Source organism: Pseudochelatococcus contaminans (assembly GCF_014195635.1).
GTDB lineage: Bacteria > Pseudomonadota > Alphaproteobacteria > Rhizobiales > Beijerinckiaceae > Pseudochelatococcus > Pseudochelatococcus contaminans.
Map to the genome: position 1 here is coordinate 118,865 of NZ_JACICC010000008.1, position 17,272 is coordinate 136,136.

The 17,272-nt window shown below is 59.8% G+C and carries 16 protein-coding genes and 1 pseudogene; 6 read left to right on the plus strand and 11 right to left on the minus strand.

Annotated elements, in window-relative coordinates:
- Positions 1–748: 748 nt before the first annotated feature.
- From FHS81_RS14550 to FHS81_RS14560, 3 genes are all read right to left on the minus strand, one after another.
- Positions 749–1,975 carry an adenylate/guanylate cyclase domain-containing protein gene (locus tag FHS81_RS14550; RefSeq protein ID WP_183754198.1) on the minus strand — a complete coding sequence of 409 codons (1,227 nt, stop codon included), beginning with the start codon at positions 1,973–1,975 and terminating at the stop codon, positions 749–751.
- A gap of 82 nt (positions 1,976–2,057) precedes the next feature.
- Complete coding sequence (locus tag FHS81_RS14555) at positions 2,058–3,671, minus strand: DHA2 family efflux MFS transporter permease subunit (RefSeq protein ID WP_210281724.1); 1,614 nt, start codon at positions 3,669–3,671, stop codon at positions 2,058–2,060.
- On the minus strand, positions 3,668–4,714 hold the full coding sequence (locus FHS81_RS14560; RefSeq protein ID WP_424945365.1) for an HlyD family secretion protein: 1,047 nt from the start codon (positions 4,712–4,714) through the stop codon (positions 3,668–3,670). The genes FHS81_RS14555 and FHS81_RS14560 overlap by 4 nt, the downstream gene beginning before the upstream one ends.
- A 95-nt stretch (positions 4,715–4,809) precedes the next feature.
- Between FHS81_RS14560 and FHS81_RS14565 the strand changes: the two genes are divergently transcribed.
- Complete coding sequence (locus FHS81_RS14565) at positions 4,810–5,457, plus strand: TetR/AcrR family transcriptional regulator C-terminal domain-containing protein (protein WP_183754200.1); 648 nt, start codon at positions 4,810–4,812, stop codon at positions 5,455–5,457.
- Positions 5,458–5,500: 43 nt separating this feature from the next.
- Positions 5,501–6,625 (plus strand): LysR family transcriptional regulator, encoded by a 1,125-nt coding sequence (locus FHS81_RS14570; RefSeq protein WP_210281726.1) that lies wholly within the window; start codon positions 5,501–5,503, stop codon positions 6,623–6,625.
- 25 nt (positions 6,626–6,650) lie between these two features.
- Here the strand turns inward: FHS81_RS14570 and FHS81_RS14575 are convergent, their stop codons facing one another.
- Together FHS81_RS14575 and FHS81_RS14580 are read right to left on the minus strand one after the other, a co-directional pair.
- The gene (locus FHS81_RS14575) at positions 6,651–7,298 is read right to left on the minus strand and encodes a TetR/AcrR family transcriptional regulator (protein ID WP_183754202.1); all 648 of its coding nucleotides are present in this window, start codon (positions 7,296–7,298) and stop codon (positions 6,651–6,653) included.
- A gap of 126 nt (positions 7,299–7,424) precedes the next feature.
- Positions 7,425–8,072: a TetR/AcrR family transcriptional regulator gene (locus FHS81_RS14580; RefSeq protein ID WP_183754204.1), complete on the minus strand. Its 648-nt coding sequence runs from the start codon at positions 8,070–8,072 to the stop codon at positions 7,425–7,427.
- Positions 8,073–8,162: 90 nt separating this feature from the next.
- Here FHS81_RS14580 and FHS81_RS14585 point away from each other — a divergent pair, with 90 nt between their 5' ends.
- From FHS81_RS14585 to FHS81_RS14600, 4 genes and pseudogenes are all read left to right on the plus strand, one after another.
- A complete protein-coding gene (locus tag FHS81_RS14585) occupies positions 8,163–9,260 on the plus strand; it encodes an HlyD family secretion protein (protein ID WP_183754206.1) in 1,098 nt (365 codons plus the stop codon).
- Positions 9,257–10,842: pseudogene (locus tag FHS81_RS19365) on the plus strand (DHA2 family efflux MFS transporter permease subunit). The gene FHS81_RS14585 and the pseudogene FHS81_RS19365 overlap by 4 nt, the downstream one beginning before the upstream one ends.
- 11 nt (positions 10,843–10,853) lie before the next feature.
- A complete protein-coding gene (locus FHS81_RS14595) occupies positions 10,854–11,036 on the plus strand; it encodes a hypothetical protein (RefSeq protein ID WP_183754208.1) in 183 nt (60 codons plus the stop codon).
- Positions 11,020–11,499, plus strand: coding sequence for an HlyD family secretion protein (locus tag FHS81_RS14600; protein WP_183754210.1), 480 nt, complete (start codon positions 11,020–11,022; stop codon positions 11,497–11,499). Before FHS81_RS14595 ends, FHS81_RS14600 begins: the two co-directional genes overlap by 17 nt.
- Before the next feature lie 117 nt (positions 11,500–11,616).
- Here the strand turns inward: FHS81_RS14600 and FHS81_RS14605 are convergent, their stop codons facing one another.
- From FHS81_RS14605 to trbL, 6 genes are all read right to left on the minus strand, one after another.
- Positions 11,617–12,639 carry a protein kinase domain-containing protein gene (locus FHS81_RS14605; RefSeq protein WP_183754211.1) on the minus strand — a complete coding sequence of 341 codons (1,023 nt, stop codon included), beginning with the start codon at positions 12,637–12,639 and terminating at the stop codon, positions 11,617–11,619.
- Positions 12,640–12,781: 142 nt separating this feature from the next.
- The gene (locus FHS81_RS14610; RefSeq protein WP_183754213.1) at positions 12,782–13,039 is read right to left on the minus strand and encodes a DUF2274 domain-containing protein; all 258 of its coding nucleotides are present in this window, start codon (positions 13,037–13,039) and stop codon (positions 12,782–12,784) included.
- A gap of 3 nt (positions 13,040–13,042) precedes the next feature.
- Positions 13,043–14,191, minus strand: a complete 1,149-nt coding sequence (locus FHS81_RS14615; protein ID WP_183754216.1) for a TraB/TrbI/VirB10 family type IV secretion system protein — start codon at positions 14,189–14,191, stop codon at positions 13,043–13,045.
- Positions 14,188–15,210, minus strand: coding sequence for a P-type conjugative transfer protein TrbG (gene trbG / locus FHS81_RS14620; RefSeq protein WP_183754218.1), 1,023 nt, complete (start codon positions 15,208–15,210; stop codon positions 14,188–14,190). Before trbG ends, FHS81_RS14615 begins: the two co-directional genes overlap by 4 nt.
- A complete protein-coding gene (gene trbF / locus FHS81_RS14625) occupies positions 15,207–15,896 on the minus strand; it encodes a conjugal transfer protein TrbF (protein ID WP_183754220.1) in 690 nt (229 codons plus the stop codon). Before trbF ends, trbG begins: the two co-directional genes overlap by 4 nt.
- Positions 15,893–17,269 carry a P-type conjugative transfer protein TrbL gene (trbL, locus tag FHS81_RS14630; protein WP_183754222.1) on the minus strand — a complete coding sequence of 459 codons (1,377 nt, stop codon included), beginning with the start codon at positions 17,267–17,269 and terminating at the stop codon, positions 15,893–15,895. Before trbL ends, trbF begins: the two co-directional genes overlap by 4 nt.
- Positions 17,270–17,272: the final 3 nt, after the last annotated feature.

Genomic DNA, 17,272 nt, shown 5'->3' on the forward strand with positions numbered 1-17,272 from the left:
CCGCTTGCCGAAACTGGTAGACGGAAGGCACTTAAAAAGTCTTTTTTCTACCATCCCACAAAAAAGTTCGCGGCCGAGAAAAGATAGGATAAGCAATGCATTAGGAGGCGTTGGCTTTCGAGGGTGAAAACGAACGATTCGGCGCTAGGTGCAACATAGGTGCAGAGAGCTAGGGTTAGAATCGGCGGCAAAAGGCGGACGTGGCGAAATCGGTAGACGCAGCAGACTTTAGAATTGGAGTGCCCGCGGGGAAATCCGCGGAGTAGAACCGCTCAAAGTCGGGGAAAGCTAACGGGCACTGCCCTAAGCCAATCCCGAGCCAAGCCCCGTGAGGGGAAGGTGTAGAGACTGGACGGGCGGCGTCTAAAGCCTTCGGGCCATGGCGAAGGGACAGTCCAGACCACGAACGCCGAAAGGCGGCGGCGAAAGTCGAGGTGGTACGAAAATCTGCTTCTCTGTGAGAGTACGGGTTCGAGTCCCGTCGTCCGCACCAAAATCTACCAACACTTTCCAAGGTTGGGTCGAGGGTTCGAATTTCCTTCGCTCGCTCCAGTTTTCTCCAAAAAAATCAGCTTTTTAGAACATTCTCTTCGAGACATTTTTGCTACACGGGCTTTCCGGCCGGTCGTGGAAGCACCATGTAAGCAGCGGAGAGGACATTGAGGGATATTGCAGCGTCCTATGGGCCGGTGTGTGCGGCTTGCACGGTGCTGGCATTGGTGGTCGGTTCGCGTGGATATGGGAAGAGCTACGGCTTTTGCGTGTAGCGCGACGCCGCGGGAACAGAATAAAGTTCAACCTGCTCGGCGAAGCCTCTGAGATCGTGACGACCGACCGGGATCACCGTCCTCAAATCGAGAAGCGTCGCGAAACGCTTTGACATCAAAAGCGGGCAACCCGTCGAGCTGCACACACTCTGAATGCGGCTTACAAGATTAACATCCCGACCGATCAGGGTGAAATCCAGCCGGTGACCGGACCCGATATTGCCGTATCCGGCCTCGCCGTAATGTAGAGCAATGCCAGCATCGAGGTCAGCATCGGGTGCTGTAAAACGGGCCAAGCTGTCCAAGGCGCCCAAAGCGCCCCGTAGGGCAGCGGAGCAGGATGCAGCGCTGCTCTCGTGATGAAAAAAGGCGAGCACCGCGTCGCCCATGAACTTGATTACCTCACCTCCTTCTCGCGTGATCGCCGGCAAGATTCGGTCGAAATACGAATCGAGCAATTCGAGCACACGAGACCCCGGCAATCTGTTGGATAGATCCGTAAAGCCGCGCAAATCGCACAGCAGCAATGCAGCCTCGAAGGCTTCGATTTCGCCGCGACGTATGTGACCGGCCATGACCCGTCGTGCCGTCGTCGCTCCGACATATGTGTTCAGCAGGGTCAGTTCTGCCCTTCTGAGCGTGCGTAGTTCGCAGGCGTTTCGCAATGCCGGTATTATCCGCTCCAGCACCGCTCGCACACTCGACGTAAAGCCGCTGGCTCGTGTCGTGGAGAAAGATGCGGCGCTTACGAGACCGTCGGCCCCGCATAGCGGCACAAAAATAAACTCCTTCAAACCTCGGCCGCGGTAGAGGTCCGTATGAACCCAAGTAGGCTCGACGGAACCGTGGAGGCGTACTGTCAGCGCCTCGCGCGTGTTCATGACGCGTCGAAGCGGGCTGTCCGAGAACCCAGGCGTAGTTTCAATGCCTCGCTCCCTATCGAGCACCTCAACGGATTCTCCCGGCGACCATGCCACGCTACGCCCGAGGTACTCGGGATGAAGGGTTCGGAAGTGGAGCGTGAGCCTGTCGAGCGGCAATCCAGCGGCGCACAAGCATTGCCCCAGCCCCTCCGCCAGCGTCGCTTCGTCAAGATCATAGCATTCATCCCCCGCGAGCCATTCGATTAATTCGACGGCCACTGTTGGATCAACGGGATCGCCAGCGACCTCCGACGGTGATTTTCGTGTCGTCCGCTCTTCGGTCATTATTTTTCTTTCGTTCTGGGCTGCCGCGAGCTACGGCGCCCTCTTCGGATCTCCTCTCAAGTCCGCGTCGCAGTGCCTTCGTTCACGATGGCTGCCGACGGGAGGCTTTCGAGAACTTTGAAATGACGATCTTTGCAGTAACGAGCACGGGCGCGGCCGCGAGGAAGAACAGCGCGATCGTTAGAAATGCGGTATTGAAGGCGATCACCGTTGCCTGAGTTGCAATTTCGCGACCGAGCATCTGAATGGCGGACTGGGCGGCTGCGCCTGCTTCCATGCCGCGAGCCGTCAGGGCCTTGGTCATCATCGCAATGTGCTCAGACACGGCGATGTTGCCGGGCACGATGTGAGCGCCTAGCACGCTTTTATTCAGGGCGGTCTGATGATCAATAAGCGTTTCAAGGAACGCGACACCGAGCAGACCGCCCGTTTGACGGCCAACATTAAACAGGCCGACGCCATACGCCACGAGTGGCCGCTGAAGGTCTACGAGCGTGATCAACGTGATCGACAGGAACAGGAAGCCGAGACCGAAACCTCGAAGGACAATGGCGGGCATCATGTCTGGTGCGCCGCTCTCACCATTTGATCCAGACAGCATCCACATCGTCGCCATGAAAATAAGTATGCCGAACGGGACCGTAATGATCGGCGGGCGTCCTCTTCGGACGAGGAAAGCTGTTATCAGCAAGCTTGCGATGAACACGCCGCCGCTGGGAAGCAGGAGCATGCCTGCACCCGTCGCGGTCATTCCCAGAACAGAAACGGCAAAAGACGGTATGAGGTAGGCGCTGCCGAACAGCGCCACGCCTGCTGCAAAGCTCGCCAGAAAGCCGAAGGCAAATCCTTCATCCCGGAAAATCGCGAAATTAAGCAGAGCGCCATTGCGCTGCGCGCGGAATTGCTGGAGGAGGAACAGTAGGAACGCAAGTCCGCCGATGGCGGAAAGACGGCCAATGCGAGGCTCTTCGAGCCAGTTCCAACGGCTTCCCTGATTAAAGACATAGGTCAGGCAGAAAGCCGCGATCGTGAAAAGCGCGAGTCCTATCCAATCGAGACGCGCCTGGTGTACTTCGGTATCCTTGCCGAGGTTCGTCGATGCAAGGATCGCTACGCCCGCCAACCCGACAGGTACGATTGCGAGGAAAATCCAGGTCCACGACAAGGTATCGATGAACCAGCCCTGCATAGATGGCGCTAGAGTCGCGGGCGCGACGACGGCTCCCATCGCGAATAGCGCTTGAATGATAGGTTGTTGTGTACGCGGGAATGCCTGCAACAGCATCGTTTGGCCGCTCACAAGCAGAAGGCCACCCGACATTCCTTGCAAGAGTCGCAAGAAGAACAGGAGATCGAGATTGGCCGTGAAGGCCGCACATCCGCACGCAAGCGTCATAAGGCCCGTGGCCGCTCGAAGGCACGTTTGCGCGGAAAGCCGACCCATCAACCACGGCGCAAGCAGAAAGAAGCACAGCTTTACGGCAGTATAGCCGACGTCGAGGCGCGCGAATTCATCGGGCGTGGCATGGATGTCGCCCAACATATCCAGGCGTCCGAATGACAAGATTGTAGAAGCGACTGCCTCGGTGAGCGCTGAGAGCGTGACACCGACAACGAGTAATGCCGCCGATGTCGCTCCGAGGGGGTGGCTCACCGAGGCAGCCTCAACCGGATCAGTTGCGTGGGTGGGGGTCAACGCGCATCGCCTCCCGATCCGGTTGTACGAATGGCAACACGCGCCGATAGCCCAGGCACGAGGCGTCCCTGCAGCGGATTTCCGTCGAGAGTGATCTTGACCGGCACGCGCTGGACGACGCGGACAAAATTCCCGGTTGCGTTGTCAGAAGGTATCAGGCTGAATGATGCACCTGTGCCAGGAGCAAGGCTGACAACCGTTCCAGTTATCTCAGCATGTGCGTAGCCATCGATCCGTATCCTTGCCTTCTGACCTGGCTGGATGTGTTCGAGTTGGACTTCCTTGAAATTGGCGACAAGCCAGATGTTGTCGACGGGCACAATATCGAGCAGCGATGTCCCGGTAGTAACAAAACGGCCAACACGAGCCTGTCGATTGCCGATTACTCCCGCTACGGGAGCGCGGACGACCGTGTTGTCTAGATCGATTTGGGCGAGATCGCGAGCTGCCTCGGCCTGCTTCAGCGCCGCCTCAGCAGCCTGTTTCTGGGCAGCAAGTGCATTCAGTTTCCTATTGGCCGCCTCCAAGGCCGCCTTCGCACCATCGACGGCTGCATTGGCTTGCTCGCTGCCGGCCTGCGCCTGCTCGAATTGTGCCTCGCTCGCTGTGCGTGATCGGGCGAGGCTCTCATAGCGCTCGAAGTTCAACCGCGCGAGAGTTTGGGCGGCAACTGCCGAGGCCAGTTGCGCCTTCGCTTGCGCGATGGCCGCGTCCTGCAAGCTACGCTCCGCTTCCAGATTGGCCAAGGCGGCATTCGCAGCCGCAATATTTGCATCTGCCTGTGCGAGCCGGGCCTTATAGTCACGGTCGTCGATGCGAAACAGGATGTCACCGGCCTTCACCTGTTGGTTGTCATCGACGCGCACATCAACGATATAGCCCGCCACTTTCGGAGCGAGTGATGTGATATCTGCCCTGAGATAGGCGTTGTCGGTGGTCTCTTCGTATCTCCCACTCCCCCACCAGCCCCAACCCATGACGCTTAGGGCAAGTATTAGGCAGGCCAAACCGCCCAAGATCACAATTCTAAGAAGTCGTTGCACGAATGATCACCTTTGGTACGGACTATTACCAGTTGCCTTGACCAGTACGGTAACTTACCGTACCCGTCAATTGGAATCTGCGTTGGAGAGTCAGAGTGACCAGTTCAATCACTGCAAGGCGCCGCGCCTCGGAGCAGCGGAGAGCCACCATCCTCAAGGCGGCGGCGGCTGTCTTTTTCGAGCAAGGCTACGCAGCCACGAGCATCGACGCAATAATCGCGCAGATCGGCGGATCTAAACGCAACATCTATAACGAGTTCGGCAGCAAGGAGGGCCTGTTCACGGCACTCGTCTCGGAAGCCGCGGAAGAAGCGCTGGAAGCCCTTGCGGTCGAAAACATCGGCAGTCGCGATCTTGACGGATCGCTAAGCGAATTCGGGCGCCGGCTTCTGGGTATATATATGTCATCGACGCTCATCGGTGTGCTCCGTACCGTAATGGCAGAGGCCTCACGTTTTCCGGAGCTTGCAAAGGCCTTCTACGAGAAAGGACCCGGACGCACGTCTGATCGGCTGACCGCTGTCCTTGAGGTGGCTCGTGCGAGGGGCGAGATTGACGTCCCCGATTGCCGCATGGCGGCCGAACACTTCGTCGGCATGCTGCGCGACAACCTGCATCTGAGGGTACTTCTCGGGCTACAAGATCCGCCGGAAGCGAAAGATGCCGAAGCTATCGTCGCGTCGGTGGTGAGCATCTTCCTCAAAGGCGTACGAGCCGATCGCACCGTCTCGGAGATGCACTGAAAACCCATTTATACCATGAAAGATACCCGCACGGGCGAGCAATATGCTCGCGCGCGCAATCTCGCTGCGACTGATCCAGCAAAGCATCGATGAGCGTCATAGGGGCGACTTTATCCCGCTCAAGCAAATCAAAACTCATGTCGGGGAGGCAATGCCGGATCTATCGCTCGATTTGAAATACCTACGGTATGCACTTGCCGCAGCTCAGCACCAAAGTTTCCGGCGCGCGGCGTCAGCGCTTAATATCTCACAATCAACTTTGGTGCGGCGGGTGCAGTTGCTTGAGCATAGAATCGGCTTTCGCATATTTGACCGCGGCCCTAGCGGGGTAAGGCTAACCAGCGCAGGCGAACTTTTCCTCGAAGAGGCATCGGTAGGAATGCATCAGCTCAGCCACGCAATTGAACTCGCATCGTCGGTTCGACGCGGCGAGCGTGGGGAGATTCAGGTAGGCGTTCTATTATCGCTTGCTGCTGGCCCCCTCCACATTGCGCTTCGGGAGTTCCACCGACGCTATCCGCATATTCGGGTATCATTCCACGAAGGAACCGCCGAGCAAGACCTCGCGCGGGTGACGACCGGAGAACTCGATATTTCCTTCATCGCCGGAGAACCGAAACTCGCGGGGCAAAAGGCCCTTCGGGTTTGGTCGGAAAGCGTCCATGTCGCCCTTCCCGCTGACCATCGTCTAGCTGATCATCACGAGTTGCATTGGTCCGACCTCAAGGAGGAGACTTTCTTGGTGACGCGGCAAGGTGCGGGACCGGAGGTTCGGGATTATCTCGTGCGAAAACTATCGGCGCCTGGCTTCAGACCAAAAATTGATGTTCACAATGTCAGCCGGCAGAGCCTCCTCAATGTTGTTGCGATGGGATACGGCATTACGCTCGCGAGCAGTTCCATCATTGGTGGTACGGCGGACGGAATCAGGTTTCGCCCCATTTGCGGCGATCCCGAGTTGCTCCCTTGGACGGCGATCTGGTCACCGGGAAACTCAAACCCCGCGCTTCAATACCTGCTTCGCATTGTCAATGAGGTCTCGTCGGGCAAAATGCCAAAGCGCCACGCGAACGGAGTCCGGCGGTTCATCGCGTTCGCGGTCTATTTCAATGCCTTCCAGCACTCTTGGATTGACGCGATGGGCCAGCTTCTTGAGGCGATTCTCTGATTTGAGGGCCGACTGCGCACATTACTCACTGTGGACGCTTAGGTTGGGTGAGAATGCCGTCGAGGAAAATTGCCACAGCAGAATCGACGACCTTCTTCTTCTCGTCCACAGTCAACGGAGGTTGCAGACCTAGCACGACGCGCAGGTGAATGTTGTCGCGTAGCATTCCGGTGAAATGATCTGCCACGATGCGGCAATCGTCAATTTCAATCTCGCCGCGCTGCTTTGCGTCTTCCAACACCTCGGCAAGCCGAAGAGCAGTACGGCCAGGACCGCGATCATAGAACGCTTTCGCAAGATCCGGGAATCGGAACGCCTCGGCCATCGTCACCCGATAGACGCCGATTAGTTTTGGCGACATGTAGATTTCGATCAGCTTTTGGGCAAATTCTGTGAGGGTCTCGCGCAGATTTCGCCCGCCGATTTCCTCGGCGGTGAGCGCTCGAAGTGCGCTTTCTGCCGCTTCGGAGACAATCGCCGTGAACAGGCCCTCCTTGCTGCCGAACTCGTTATAGATATTGCGCTTGGAACCTCCGACGCGCTCAATGATCGCGTCCATGCTGGTCGCTGAATAGCCCTGTTCAAAGAAAACGGTGGCTGCGGCATCTAAAATCAAGCTGCGCCGCTCGTGTGACGACAGCCGTTTCGCCGGCCGTCCAGCATCCTTGTTCATCCTGCGATAATCCCAGCGTGGTACGTTGCGTTACCATAACCTTCAAAAATCGGAAATTCCACATCGCAGAAGCGATATACAGCCGTTGAACCGCCAGGAATTTGTGGAACATTGGATTGTTTGCGATCAGGAACCGCGCGTCTCGATCCCGCGCAGAAAAATCTCGATCGCCTGATCAACCGATTGCTCCAATTCATTCTCGGAAGGTGGCGGCTGGAGACCGAGCACGACTCGGAGATGAACGTCATCGCGCAACATGCCGAGAAAGCGTTCGGCCGCGCGCTGGCAATCAGCGATCGAAATCACTCCGCTCGCCTCAAACTGGTTCAACACTTCAGCCAACCGCTTTGCCACTCGGCCGGGGCCATTGAGGAAAAAGGTCTCGGCTACGTCGGGTTGCCGTGCACTTTCGGCAATTACGGCGCGGTACAGGGCAAGTGTGGTCGGCATCATAAGCACCCGGCTCACCTCCATGCCAAACGTCTTCAGCGTCCACCCGAAATCGCCGCTTACCTCATCGCTGCGCGGCAGCGAATCGATGATCTTGCTCGATGCGTCCGTGACGAGCGCCAGGAATAGTTCCTTCTTTCCGCCGAAATGGCTGTAAATTGCCCGCTTGGAGCCGCCAACCTTCTCAATGACGGCTTCGATACTGGCACTCTGGAATCCCTCCTCAAGGAACACCTCCGACGCCGCTGCGAGCAGAGCAGCGCGCAATTCCTCGCTGTCTCGTCTCTGCCGACGCCCCCCGCTTTTCCGCGCGATCTCGCTCATTTGTGCTCCACAATCGAATTCAGTCTTGCATCTTAAGGTACTGTGCGTTACCTATCCATGGTAACAACCAGTACCAAGAGAGCGCAATAGATGCCCGAGAAAAAATCGAAAAGGAAGATTGCCCGCAACGTCGTCGTCGGACTGCTCGTGGTGGGAGGACTCGCTTATGGCGGGAAATACGGTTGGTACTGGTGGACGGAGGGGCGTTTTGTCGAGAGCACCGACAACGCCTACGTTCGTGCAGACGTAACCCTATTGGCGCCGCGCGTGGCGGGATATGTCGAGAATGTGGAAGTCGTCGACAACCAGGTTGTGAAACGCGGACATGTTCTCTTCAGAATCGACAATCGTGATTTCCAAGCTCGGGTTGATCTTGCACGGGCCGATGTCTCTGCGCGGCGGGCGGCGATTGAAGCAGCTCGAAGCCAACTACAGTTACAACGCGCAGTGATCAGCCAGACCGAAGCGGACGCAGATTCGGCAGCGGCCGAGGTCGAACGCGCCAAGCGCGACCTCGAGCGGGCTGAAGCACTTGTTCGCACGAACGCTGTTTCCATCCAAAGCGCGGATCTCGCGCGCAGTAATGCCACAAAGGCGATCGCTGCGGTGCGCGCGGCCCAGGCGCGCATCACATCCGAAAAGGATCGTGTGTCGGTTCTCGACGCACAAGAAAAGGGAGCGGAAGCGGCGTTAGCGCAAGCGGAGGCGTCTCTCAAACTTGCTGAAATCGACCTTGAGAATACGGTCGTGCGCGCGCCGATCTCTGGAACCGTGGGTAATCTTCAAGTTCGGGTCGGCCGGTATGTCCAGCCGGGCACGCAGATGCTGGCGCTTGTTCCGACCGAGGACGCCTATGTCGTTGCGAACTTCAAGGAGACGCAGGTTGGCGAAATGCACGTCGGGCAACGCGTCGAACTTGAAATCGATTCTTATCCTGGCCGCGTCATTCACGGTCACATCGACAGCCTCTCTCCGGCATCAGGCGCACAATTTGCCCTGCTTCCGCCGGATAACGCCACCGGCAATTTCACGAAAGTGGTCCAGCGAATCCCGGTGAAGGTCGTCGTCGATGGTGAGAGTGCGCACGTCGTCGACTTGCGTCCCGGAATGTCGGTGATTGCAAAGGTCAACACCAAAGGCGCCGAGGATCAATCTGACGCGGAGCACCTGAAGGTATCAAGCCGATGACCGATATCACGGCCAGCGCTCACCCATCGCGAGAGCAGTCTGCTGTTCCGTTCCGTAACTGGCTTGCGGTGTTCGGCGGGGTTCTCGGCGCATTCATGGCCGTCCTGAACATTCAGGTTGTGAATGCGTCGCTCGCTGACATCCAGGGCGCGCTGGGCGCCTCTATCGACGAAGGCTCTTGGATATCGACGTCCTATTTGATCGCCGAGATCATCGTCATTCCGCTGACCGGGTGGCTGTCGCAAGTCTTCAGCATCAAGCGCTACATTCTCGGGAACGTCATCTTGTTTGTCGCCTTCATGATTGCAGGCGGCTTCGCGTGGAACCTTGAGGTAATGATCGTGCTCAGGGCGCTGGCGGGCTTTTTTGGTGGAGCGCTGATCCCGGTCGCGTTCACCATCATTCTGACGAAGTTGCCGCCGGCCAAGCAGATGATCGGTTTTGCGCTCTTCGGCCTGACAGCAACACAGGCGCCTTCGGTCGGCCCTGCGCTGGGTGGATGGCTCACGGACAACTACGGCTGGCAGTATATTTTCTACATCCAGATTATCCCCGGCGTCATGATGTTCATGCTGCTTCTGCGGGGCCTTGATGACGAACCAATGCAGCTCAACTTGCTTCGGAAAGGTGACTGGCTCGGCATCGGGTTGATGGCAACCGGGCTGGCGGCGTTTGAGCTTATGCTGGAAGAAGGAAATCGGGAGAACTGGTTCGACTCCGAATTCATCGTCAAAACCGCATGGATCGCGGCGATCTTCCTGACGGCCTTTGTCGTACTGCAAATGAGACGAAAAGAGCCGCTGGTAAATCTGCGGCTATTCGCCGATAGAAATTTCACGGTAGGGTCCGGGATAAATACAATTCTCGGTATGGCCTTTTTGGGACAGTGTTCCTCGTCCCGAAATATCTCGCGCAGATCCAAGGTTACAGCCCGTTTCAGATCGGTGAGGTCATGATGTGGCTGGGCATTCCCCAGCTCTTCATGGTTCCGGTTGTGCTGCGCCTGTCCGCAAAGGTGGATACAAGATATCTGCTCGCCTTCGGGTGCCTTGTGTTTGCGGCCAGTTGCTTCATGAACATCCACATGACCGCCGACTCGGCCTACAGCCAGATGGTCTGGTCGAACGTCGTGCGCGCTATCAGCATGCCGTTCATCATGCAGCCAGTATCAGGGGTCGCGACCGCGAACATTCCGCCGGCACAAGCGGGGTCCGCATCGGGACTTTTCAACGTCATGCGCAACCTTGGAGGCGCGGTAGGGATTTCGATGGTCGGATTGATTCTGACCGTGCGTGAGCACTTTCACTCCAACATTATCACCGAGCATCTTTCGCTGCTTGAGCCAGCTACCCAAGAAAGGATCGCCGCTCTCACGCAACGGTTTGTCTCGTTGGGTTCGGGCTCGGAGCTGGCGCAGATGCGCGCACTCGCAGCGATCGATGGCATCATGAGGAGGGAGAGCAATATCATGGCGTTCAGCGACTGCTTCTACGCGATGGGCGTCGCCTTCCTGGTAGGATTCCTATTCTGCTTCCTGCTGAAGAAGGTCGAGCCGGGATCAGGTGCCCCTGGGGCGCACTGACGAGGTGCGCCATGTCTCAGGAGCATCGTCGCGAAGTCACGCTTGAAGAAGCACTGAACGATCCGATCGTTCAGCTTCTCATGAAGCGCGATGGGGTTACTGCCGATGATGTTCGGGCGGTCGTCGAGCAGGTAAAGGCCCGATTAGAGAATGGCGGAAACAACGCGGAAGGCGGCGATGGGCCGGAGGGCTAAGGTCGCTGCGTCGGCCGTAGCGGTTTACGGCTTGCTGGCGATCGCGTGGGCAGTGGGATGGCAATGGCTGACGGTTCACGTCTCAGAGCAAAAATCCGAAACCGCCTACGTTAGGTCCAGACTGGCATCGTTCGACGGAGACTCCGACGACGATGTTTTGGTTATCGCCAGTTTTAGGGAAGCCCAGCTTGATCATGTAAGAGTTGGGCGCTCAGCCCGTGTTGTCATCGATCGATATCCGGAAGCCAGGATACGCGGCGTTGTCGATGGCTTGTGCTCAGGAAGCTGCCCCGACAATTACAAAGGGCAAGCAGCAACCCTCGCCGTCACCGTGAAGCCGCTATCGGCTAGGATCTTGCTCACGGAAATTCCCAAAGGCATTCATCTCGACGCTGGCATGTCGGCGTCTGTCACATTGGGCGCGGGGCCTGAAGACATTGCATCATGGGCGCTTTGGCCGTGAGGTGATCCGATTGTGCGCTACCGTAATCCGCCGGAAGCGATGAGAACAACCTTGATCACCAGCGTCGGCGTCAAGGCAGTATTTCATTCTTGCCGATTTGAGCTGGTTACCGGAGACCTATTGTAGCGTCGACTTCGCAACGATTGACAGCATATGGTTCGATGCCTCCAGACGACTGGCGTGCACGGTTTTTGCGCGGGTCCTTCCCCCGACTGTGTGGAGGACGGTGGCATACTGCGCGGGATAGAGGCGAATGATTTCCTCTTTACCGGCATACTCGCATGTCCAGGTCGACTCGTTTACCAGCCGCCAATAACGTACCGGATCCAGCCGGCTCAGGTCCTGCCTGAATGCGCCCGCTGTCGAGTATCGACACGCGGGATCGGATGCGACCGCCTTTCTGATGATGCGTTTCAACTTCTCAGGAACGTAACCTTGGAAACCGACGACATCGGCGATGTTCTCCCCGTCTTGCATGGACTTGCGCGCTTGGCTTAGACGAGTGTGAAAGGCGTATTGGTTGTTTGCCGCACGGAGAAGCGTCAACCCCATACCAAAGATATCAGTAGCCACCGAGAAGCCCGCTCCAGCAACGGTCTCAGGCGGTATATAGGGACCATAAAGGAGATCGGATACGATCCTCCCCGTCTCCTGATGTTGTGCAGCACCAAAGTCGGAGAGCTTTGCGGTCTCGCCGGCGAGCATGATGTTGTCAGCGGTCACGTCGCGATGAATGATCCTGTTCCTATGGACCCAACCCAAGCCGGCGAGAGCTTGACGGCAATACGCAATGGATTGCGCGACAGGCACAAATTTTCGTGCCAGCAGATCGGCAAGCGACCCATCCGGCATATATTCCATCGCCATGATGAATGTCGTGCCGCAGTCATATGTCTTGATGATGCGTACGATGTTCTCGTGACTGCACGTTTTCTGAAACGTCGCCTCATGCTGAGGCGAATGCTCAGCGAATTGCGTGGCGGTTAATTTGAGGACGACCTCTTCGTTATTTCGACGGTTCCTTACACGGAAAAGCTCACCGGTCCTTCCATAGCCAAGGCGATCAACGATCTGGAATTCGTCGGGGATCAGAGCGGCGAGCGAACCATAACCAGATTGATTGGGAAGCACATCGATCACTCCTAAATAGTTTGGTACGGTACGGTGTCGTACCATTTGAATAATGGAGGGTCAATTGCTGTGAACGACATGCCGAGGGAGAATTACTCGGCAGTGCCATTTATGCTCGTCGCTCGCGGCCGGTGCTGACGCAGAAGCGCCCTTATGTGCTTGGGCTGGGTGTGGGAGTCCGGGGATTGTTTCCGTTGCTCCGACGGGCCTTTGCAAATCCTCGATCGGTTGCAATAAAGCGTTCCAACATCGGAACGATCAGTTTCATCGGATCGCGCACCGGCTGGCCGGTGTCCCTGCTCAATATCTCGGCATAGGCCGAAAGATCGCGCGCTAGACCGGCGGGCAATTCCACCGTGACCTTGACCGGCTTGTCGTCGGCAAGCGGACCGAGTTTGAGTTTTGTCATGGATCATCCCCTGTAAGGTTCAAGTACAAGGTCGCGGGTCACGATCACGCGGACCGGGAATCCCGGCCGGATGGTCAACGTAGGCGCGACCTGCAATTGCCGCTGGATAATCTGCTGGCCCGCCTGATTGATCGTGTCCTGCGAACCGTCGCGGATCGCGCGGATCAGGCGGTCCTCATCGCTCGTCGCGAGTTCGGCGCCGACGGCAAGCAGGGTGGAGAGCCCCGCCGCCTTAGCGAGATCCCACCAGTGGTAGTCGATGCCGTCTTCGAGGCCGGCATAGCCCTGGCTGTCGGCACCGGGCTGGCGCTCCAGCACGATCGAGCGGCCGTTGGGGAAGATGAGCCGGTTCCAGACCAGCAGCACGCGGCGCTGTCCGAACTGGACGCTGTTGTCGTACTGACCAATGATGCGGGTGCCCTGCGGCACGAGGAGGACGCGGCCAGTCGGGCTGTCATAGATGCTTTCCGTGACCTGCGCGGTGATCTGGCCGGGAAGGTCGGAGCGGATGCCGGTGATCAGCGCTGCCGGGATGACCGCGCCCGCCTGAAGCACGAAGGGCGATGCCGGAGCCATGACGCGATCGGCCGCGGTGGTCCGGCGATCGACGGCGGCGTTGAGGAAGGCGTTCTGCCGGTCCTGCGCCGTGTTTCCGCCGAGGCCGAGCCCCGTGAGGTTCGGCATACCTGCGCTGGCGGCCGGATCCGCGCTCGCGGTCGGGTTCGTGCGGGTCTCGGTCTGGAAGAAGACGCGGCTTGTGCGTGCGGCTTCCTCTTCGGCGCGCCGCCGCTGCTCTTCCTGATCGACGGTCGGATCGGGGACCGTGGGCGGAACGACGGGCTTGCCCTCGTTCTGCGCACTGAGGATCGGCCGGCCGAGATCGCCGGGCAGTGCCGGGCCTAGGACCGGCCCGGTGTAGTCGCGCGGAAGGCCCGCGAGTCCATCGGCGGTCGCGCGGTTCTCGGTCGAATAGAGTTCCTCGCCATCCGCGCCGCGATCGCGGGTCTGGAGCGCGTAGATCAGCGCACTGCCGATACCGAGCGAAACGATGAGGCCGGCTCCGGCCAGCGTCTTGCGCGAGAGGCGCGTGACGCGCGGGGCTTCGGCACGAAGGCGCATCGGCGCAGCGCTGTTGCTTTCGGTGTCTGTCATGACGACTGCCCTCCCTTGTCCTGGCGGACATTCATTGCGCGCGAGGAGCCGTCGATGCGTTCGATCCTGACGGTCTGCTGGCGCTTGCCGCCGCCAAGCCGCAGTTCGGCCGCGCCGAACAGGCGATCGACGATCAGCACGTTGCGATAGGTGCGCGTATTGGCGATCTGCGCCTCGCCCTCGGGGCCGATTACGAAGATCGGCGGCATCTCGCCTTGGACGATGCCGCGCGGAAACTCGATGTAGACGCGCCGCCCGTCGTCGTAGACGGAGACCGGCTTCCATGGCGGATTGCCGCCGGATGCGAAGCCATAGCGATAGTTTCGCGTCGCCACGGCCGGGATAACCGGCGTTGTGGGTATCGCCTGGGCCGAACCGCCACGAGGGCGCGGATAAGACCAGGCCACGGACGGCATGTAGGGCTTCTCGCGCGAGCGCAGCTCGATCATGTAGGTGCGCCGGTCGGTGGTGATGACGAGATTGGTGGAGATATCCGCGCGCGACGGTTTCACCAGCACATGAACGCGCCGCGTCTCGCCGGAGCCGCTCTCGGTGTCGCCGATGATCCAGCGGGCGGTATCGCCGGCGGCGATCGGTCCGGTGCCGGTCAGGCTTTCACCCGGCTCCAGCGCGATGTTGGTGATCTGACCGGGCGAGGCATAGATCTGATAGAGCGCGCCGTCGCTCCACGGATAGACCTGGATGGCGTTGTAATAGCCCTCGCGCCGCGGCTCGACGCGCGCGGCGAGATTGGCGTTCTCGACACGGGCGGTCGGCGTGCTGGCCGCGCCGCCGCCGCGGCTCACCGTCCAGGCGGGCGGGATGTGGATCGGCTTTGGTGTCGTGTCCGTCACGGCGGCAGGTACGGCCGGCAGCGGCGGCACGTCGGAATCGTAGGTGATTGCGGGCGGCTTCTTCGCCGAGGCGCAGCCGCCGAGCATCGCCGTCGAAACCAGCAAAGCCGTGATCACGGATTTACGGAAAGCCGGGTTTGCGGCATTGCGGAAGTGCGGCGTCATTGTCCCAACTCCCGCGACCAGTTGATTGCATTGACGTAGATGCCGAGCGGATTGGCCTTGAGCCGTTCGGCGTCGCGGGGCGGCTGCACGACGATGGTGAAGATCGCCGTCCAGCGCTCGGTGGTCGAAAGCTGGCCGTTCTCATAGCGCCGCTCGATCCACGCAATCCGGAAGCTCTCCGGCGAGGCGCGGATGACCGAGGAAACCTCGACGGCGACCTGCTGCTTGCCGACCTTGGTGAAGGGGTCGTTGACGCGGGCATAGTCGTTGAGCGCGGCCGCGCCCCGGTCCGTCGTCCATTCATAGGCGCGCAGCCAGTTCTGCCGCACGATGATCGGATCGGCCGGGACGGAGCGGACCTGTTCGATGAAGCGGGCGAGATGCCATGCGATCTGCGGATCGGTCGGACGGTAGTCGGCGGTTGCCGCGGCGACGGTCTGGGCCTGTCCCAGCTTGTCGACCTGAACGATCCAGGGAACGACGGTGCCCCGCGCCGACTGGACGACGAGAGCGGCCGCGAAGCCGGCCGACAGCGCCAGGCATCCGAACGCCATATAGCGCCAGTTGCGCGCCTGGACGCGGGCGGAGCCGATACGCTCATCCCAGATCTGGGCGGCCTTCTGATAGGGGGTCTCGGGTTGCGGCGTCTTGCCGTAGTGGGTGGCGGGTCGTCGGAAGAGGTTCATGAGCGGTCGCTTTCGGAGAGATTGACGGAGGAGCCGGAGCCGTGGCTGTCGCCGGAGCGGACCGCGTGGGCGGCCGCGGAAACGCCATGGCTCATCGTCTGGCCGCGCTTCATGCGCTGCGCCCAGGCCGGCGGGGTATTCACAGATCCGGCAGCGGCAGCGCCGGCCGAGGCGTCGTTGGCAGCCTGCCCGCCGCCTCCGACGGTTCCCATGGTCGAAGAGCCGCCCGTCGTTTCGAAAGTGCTCTTGACGCCGCCGGTGTGGCTCGACTTGAGGCTTTCAGCGGCGCGGGCGAGACCGCGACGCAGCGGCGAGGCAGCGCCCGAACCGGCGGCGCGCGCCACGCCGCCGAGACCGGAGGCGATGCCCGACATGCCGGACTGGCCCATGGAGCCGAGTGTGTAAGCCGAGGAGGCTGCGCCGGCTGCGGCAGCGCCGCCACGCGCGGCGGCTGCGCCTCCGGACAGAGCGAGCGCACCGCCCTTGGCGGCCAGCATGGCTCCGCCGCCTGCGGCGAGCGCTGCGCCTCCGACCGCCAGCCCTGTGCCTACGGCGGCGCCCGCGCCGAGCTGAGGTCCGCCGGAGACGAGGCCGTTGGCGATGCCGGGGCCGAATATGCCGAGGCCGAGCAGGGAGAGCGCGGCGAGCACGATCGCCATGGCCTGGTCGATGGTCGGCGTCGCTCCGCCGAAGCCGGCTGTGAACTGCGAGAACAGCGTCGAGCCGATGCCGATGATGACGGCGAGAACCAGGACCTTGATGCCGGAGGAGATCACGTTGCCGAGCACCCGCTCGGCCATGAACGCGGTCTTTCCGAACAGGCCGAAGGGGATCAGGACGAAGCCGGCCAGTGTCGACAGCTTGAACTCGATCAGCGTGACGAAGAGCTGGATGGCCAAGATGAAGAAGGCGAGGATGACCAGCACCCAGGCGAAGAACATGCAGGCGATCTGGATGAAATTCTCGAAGAAGGCGATCCAGCCCATGAGGTCGGAGATGGAATCGAGCAGCGGCCGTCCGGCGTCGAGCCCGGTCTGCGCCACCTTGCCGGGGCGCAGCAGATCGGCGGTGCTGAAGCTGGTTCCGGAGCCCTTCAGGCCGAGCCCGGCGAAGCTGTCGAAGACGATCTTCGCGAGGCTGTTCCAATTGGAAATCAGGTAGGCAAAGACCCCGACGAAAAGCGTCTTTTTCACCAGCCGCGCCATGATGTCGTCGTCGGCGCCCCAGCTCCAGAACAGGGCCGCAAGCGTCACGTCGATCACGATGAGGGTTGAGGCTATGAAGGCGACCTCGCCGCCGAGCAGGCCAAAGCCGCTGTCGATATAGGACGTGAAGACCGAGAGGAAATTGTCGATGACGCCGGTGCTGCCCATCTG

What these genes read in the sequence shown, in the direction of transcription:
- FHS81_RS14550 (WP_183754198.1), bottom strand. Translation starts at nt 1,975, where the DNA reads ATGACCGAAGAGCGGACGACACGAAAATCACCGTCGGAGGTCGCTGGC.
- FHS81_RS14570 (WP_210281726.1), top strand. Translation starts at nt 5,501, where the DNA reads ATGCTCGCGCGCGCAATCTCGCTGCGACTGATCCAGCAAAGCATCGAT.
- FHS81_RS14575 (WP_183754202.1), bottom strand. Translation starts at nt 7,298, where the DNA reads ATGAACAAGGATGCTGGACGGCCGGCGAAACGGCTGTCGTCACACGAG.
- FHS81_RS14580 (WP_183754204.1), bottom strand. Translation starts at nt 8,072, where the DNA reads ATGAGCGAGATCGCGCGGAAAAGCGGGGGGCGTCGGCAGAGACGAGAC.
- FHS81_RS14585 (WP_183754206.1), top strand. Translation starts at nt 8,163, where the DNA reads ATGCCCGAGAAAAAATCGAAAAGGAAGATTGCCCGCAACGTCGTCGTC.
- FHS81_RS14595 (WP_183754208.1), top strand. Translation starts at nt 10,854, where the DNA reads ATGTCTCAGGAGCATCGTCGCGAAGTCACGCTTGAAGAAGCACTGAAC.
- FHS81_RS14600 (WP_183754210.1), top strand. Translation starts at nt 11,020, where the DNA reads ATGGGCCGGAGGGCTAAGGTCGCTGCGTCGGCCGTAGCGGTTTACGGC.
- FHS81_RS14610 (WP_183754213.1), bottom strand. Translation starts at nt 13,039, where the DNA reads ATGACAAAACTCAAACTCGGTCCGCTTGCCGACGACAAGCCGGTCAAG.
- FHS81_RS14615 (WP_183754216.1), bottom strand. Translation starts at nt 14,191, where the DNA reads ATGACAGACACCGAAAGCAACAGCGCTGCGCCGATGCGCCTTCGTGCC.
- trbG (WP_183754218.1), bottom strand. Translation starts at nt 15,210, where the DNA reads ATGACGCCGCACTTCCGCAATGCCGCAAACCCGGCTTTCCGTAAATCC.
- trbF (WP_183754220.1), bottom strand. Translation starts at nt 15,896, where the DNA reads ATGAACCTCTTCCGACGACCCGCCACCCACTACGGCAAGACGCCGCAA.
- trbL (WP_183754222.1), bottom strand. Translation starts at nt 17,269, where the DNA reads ATGGGCAGCACCGGCGTCATCGACAATTTCCTCTCGGTCTTCACGTCC.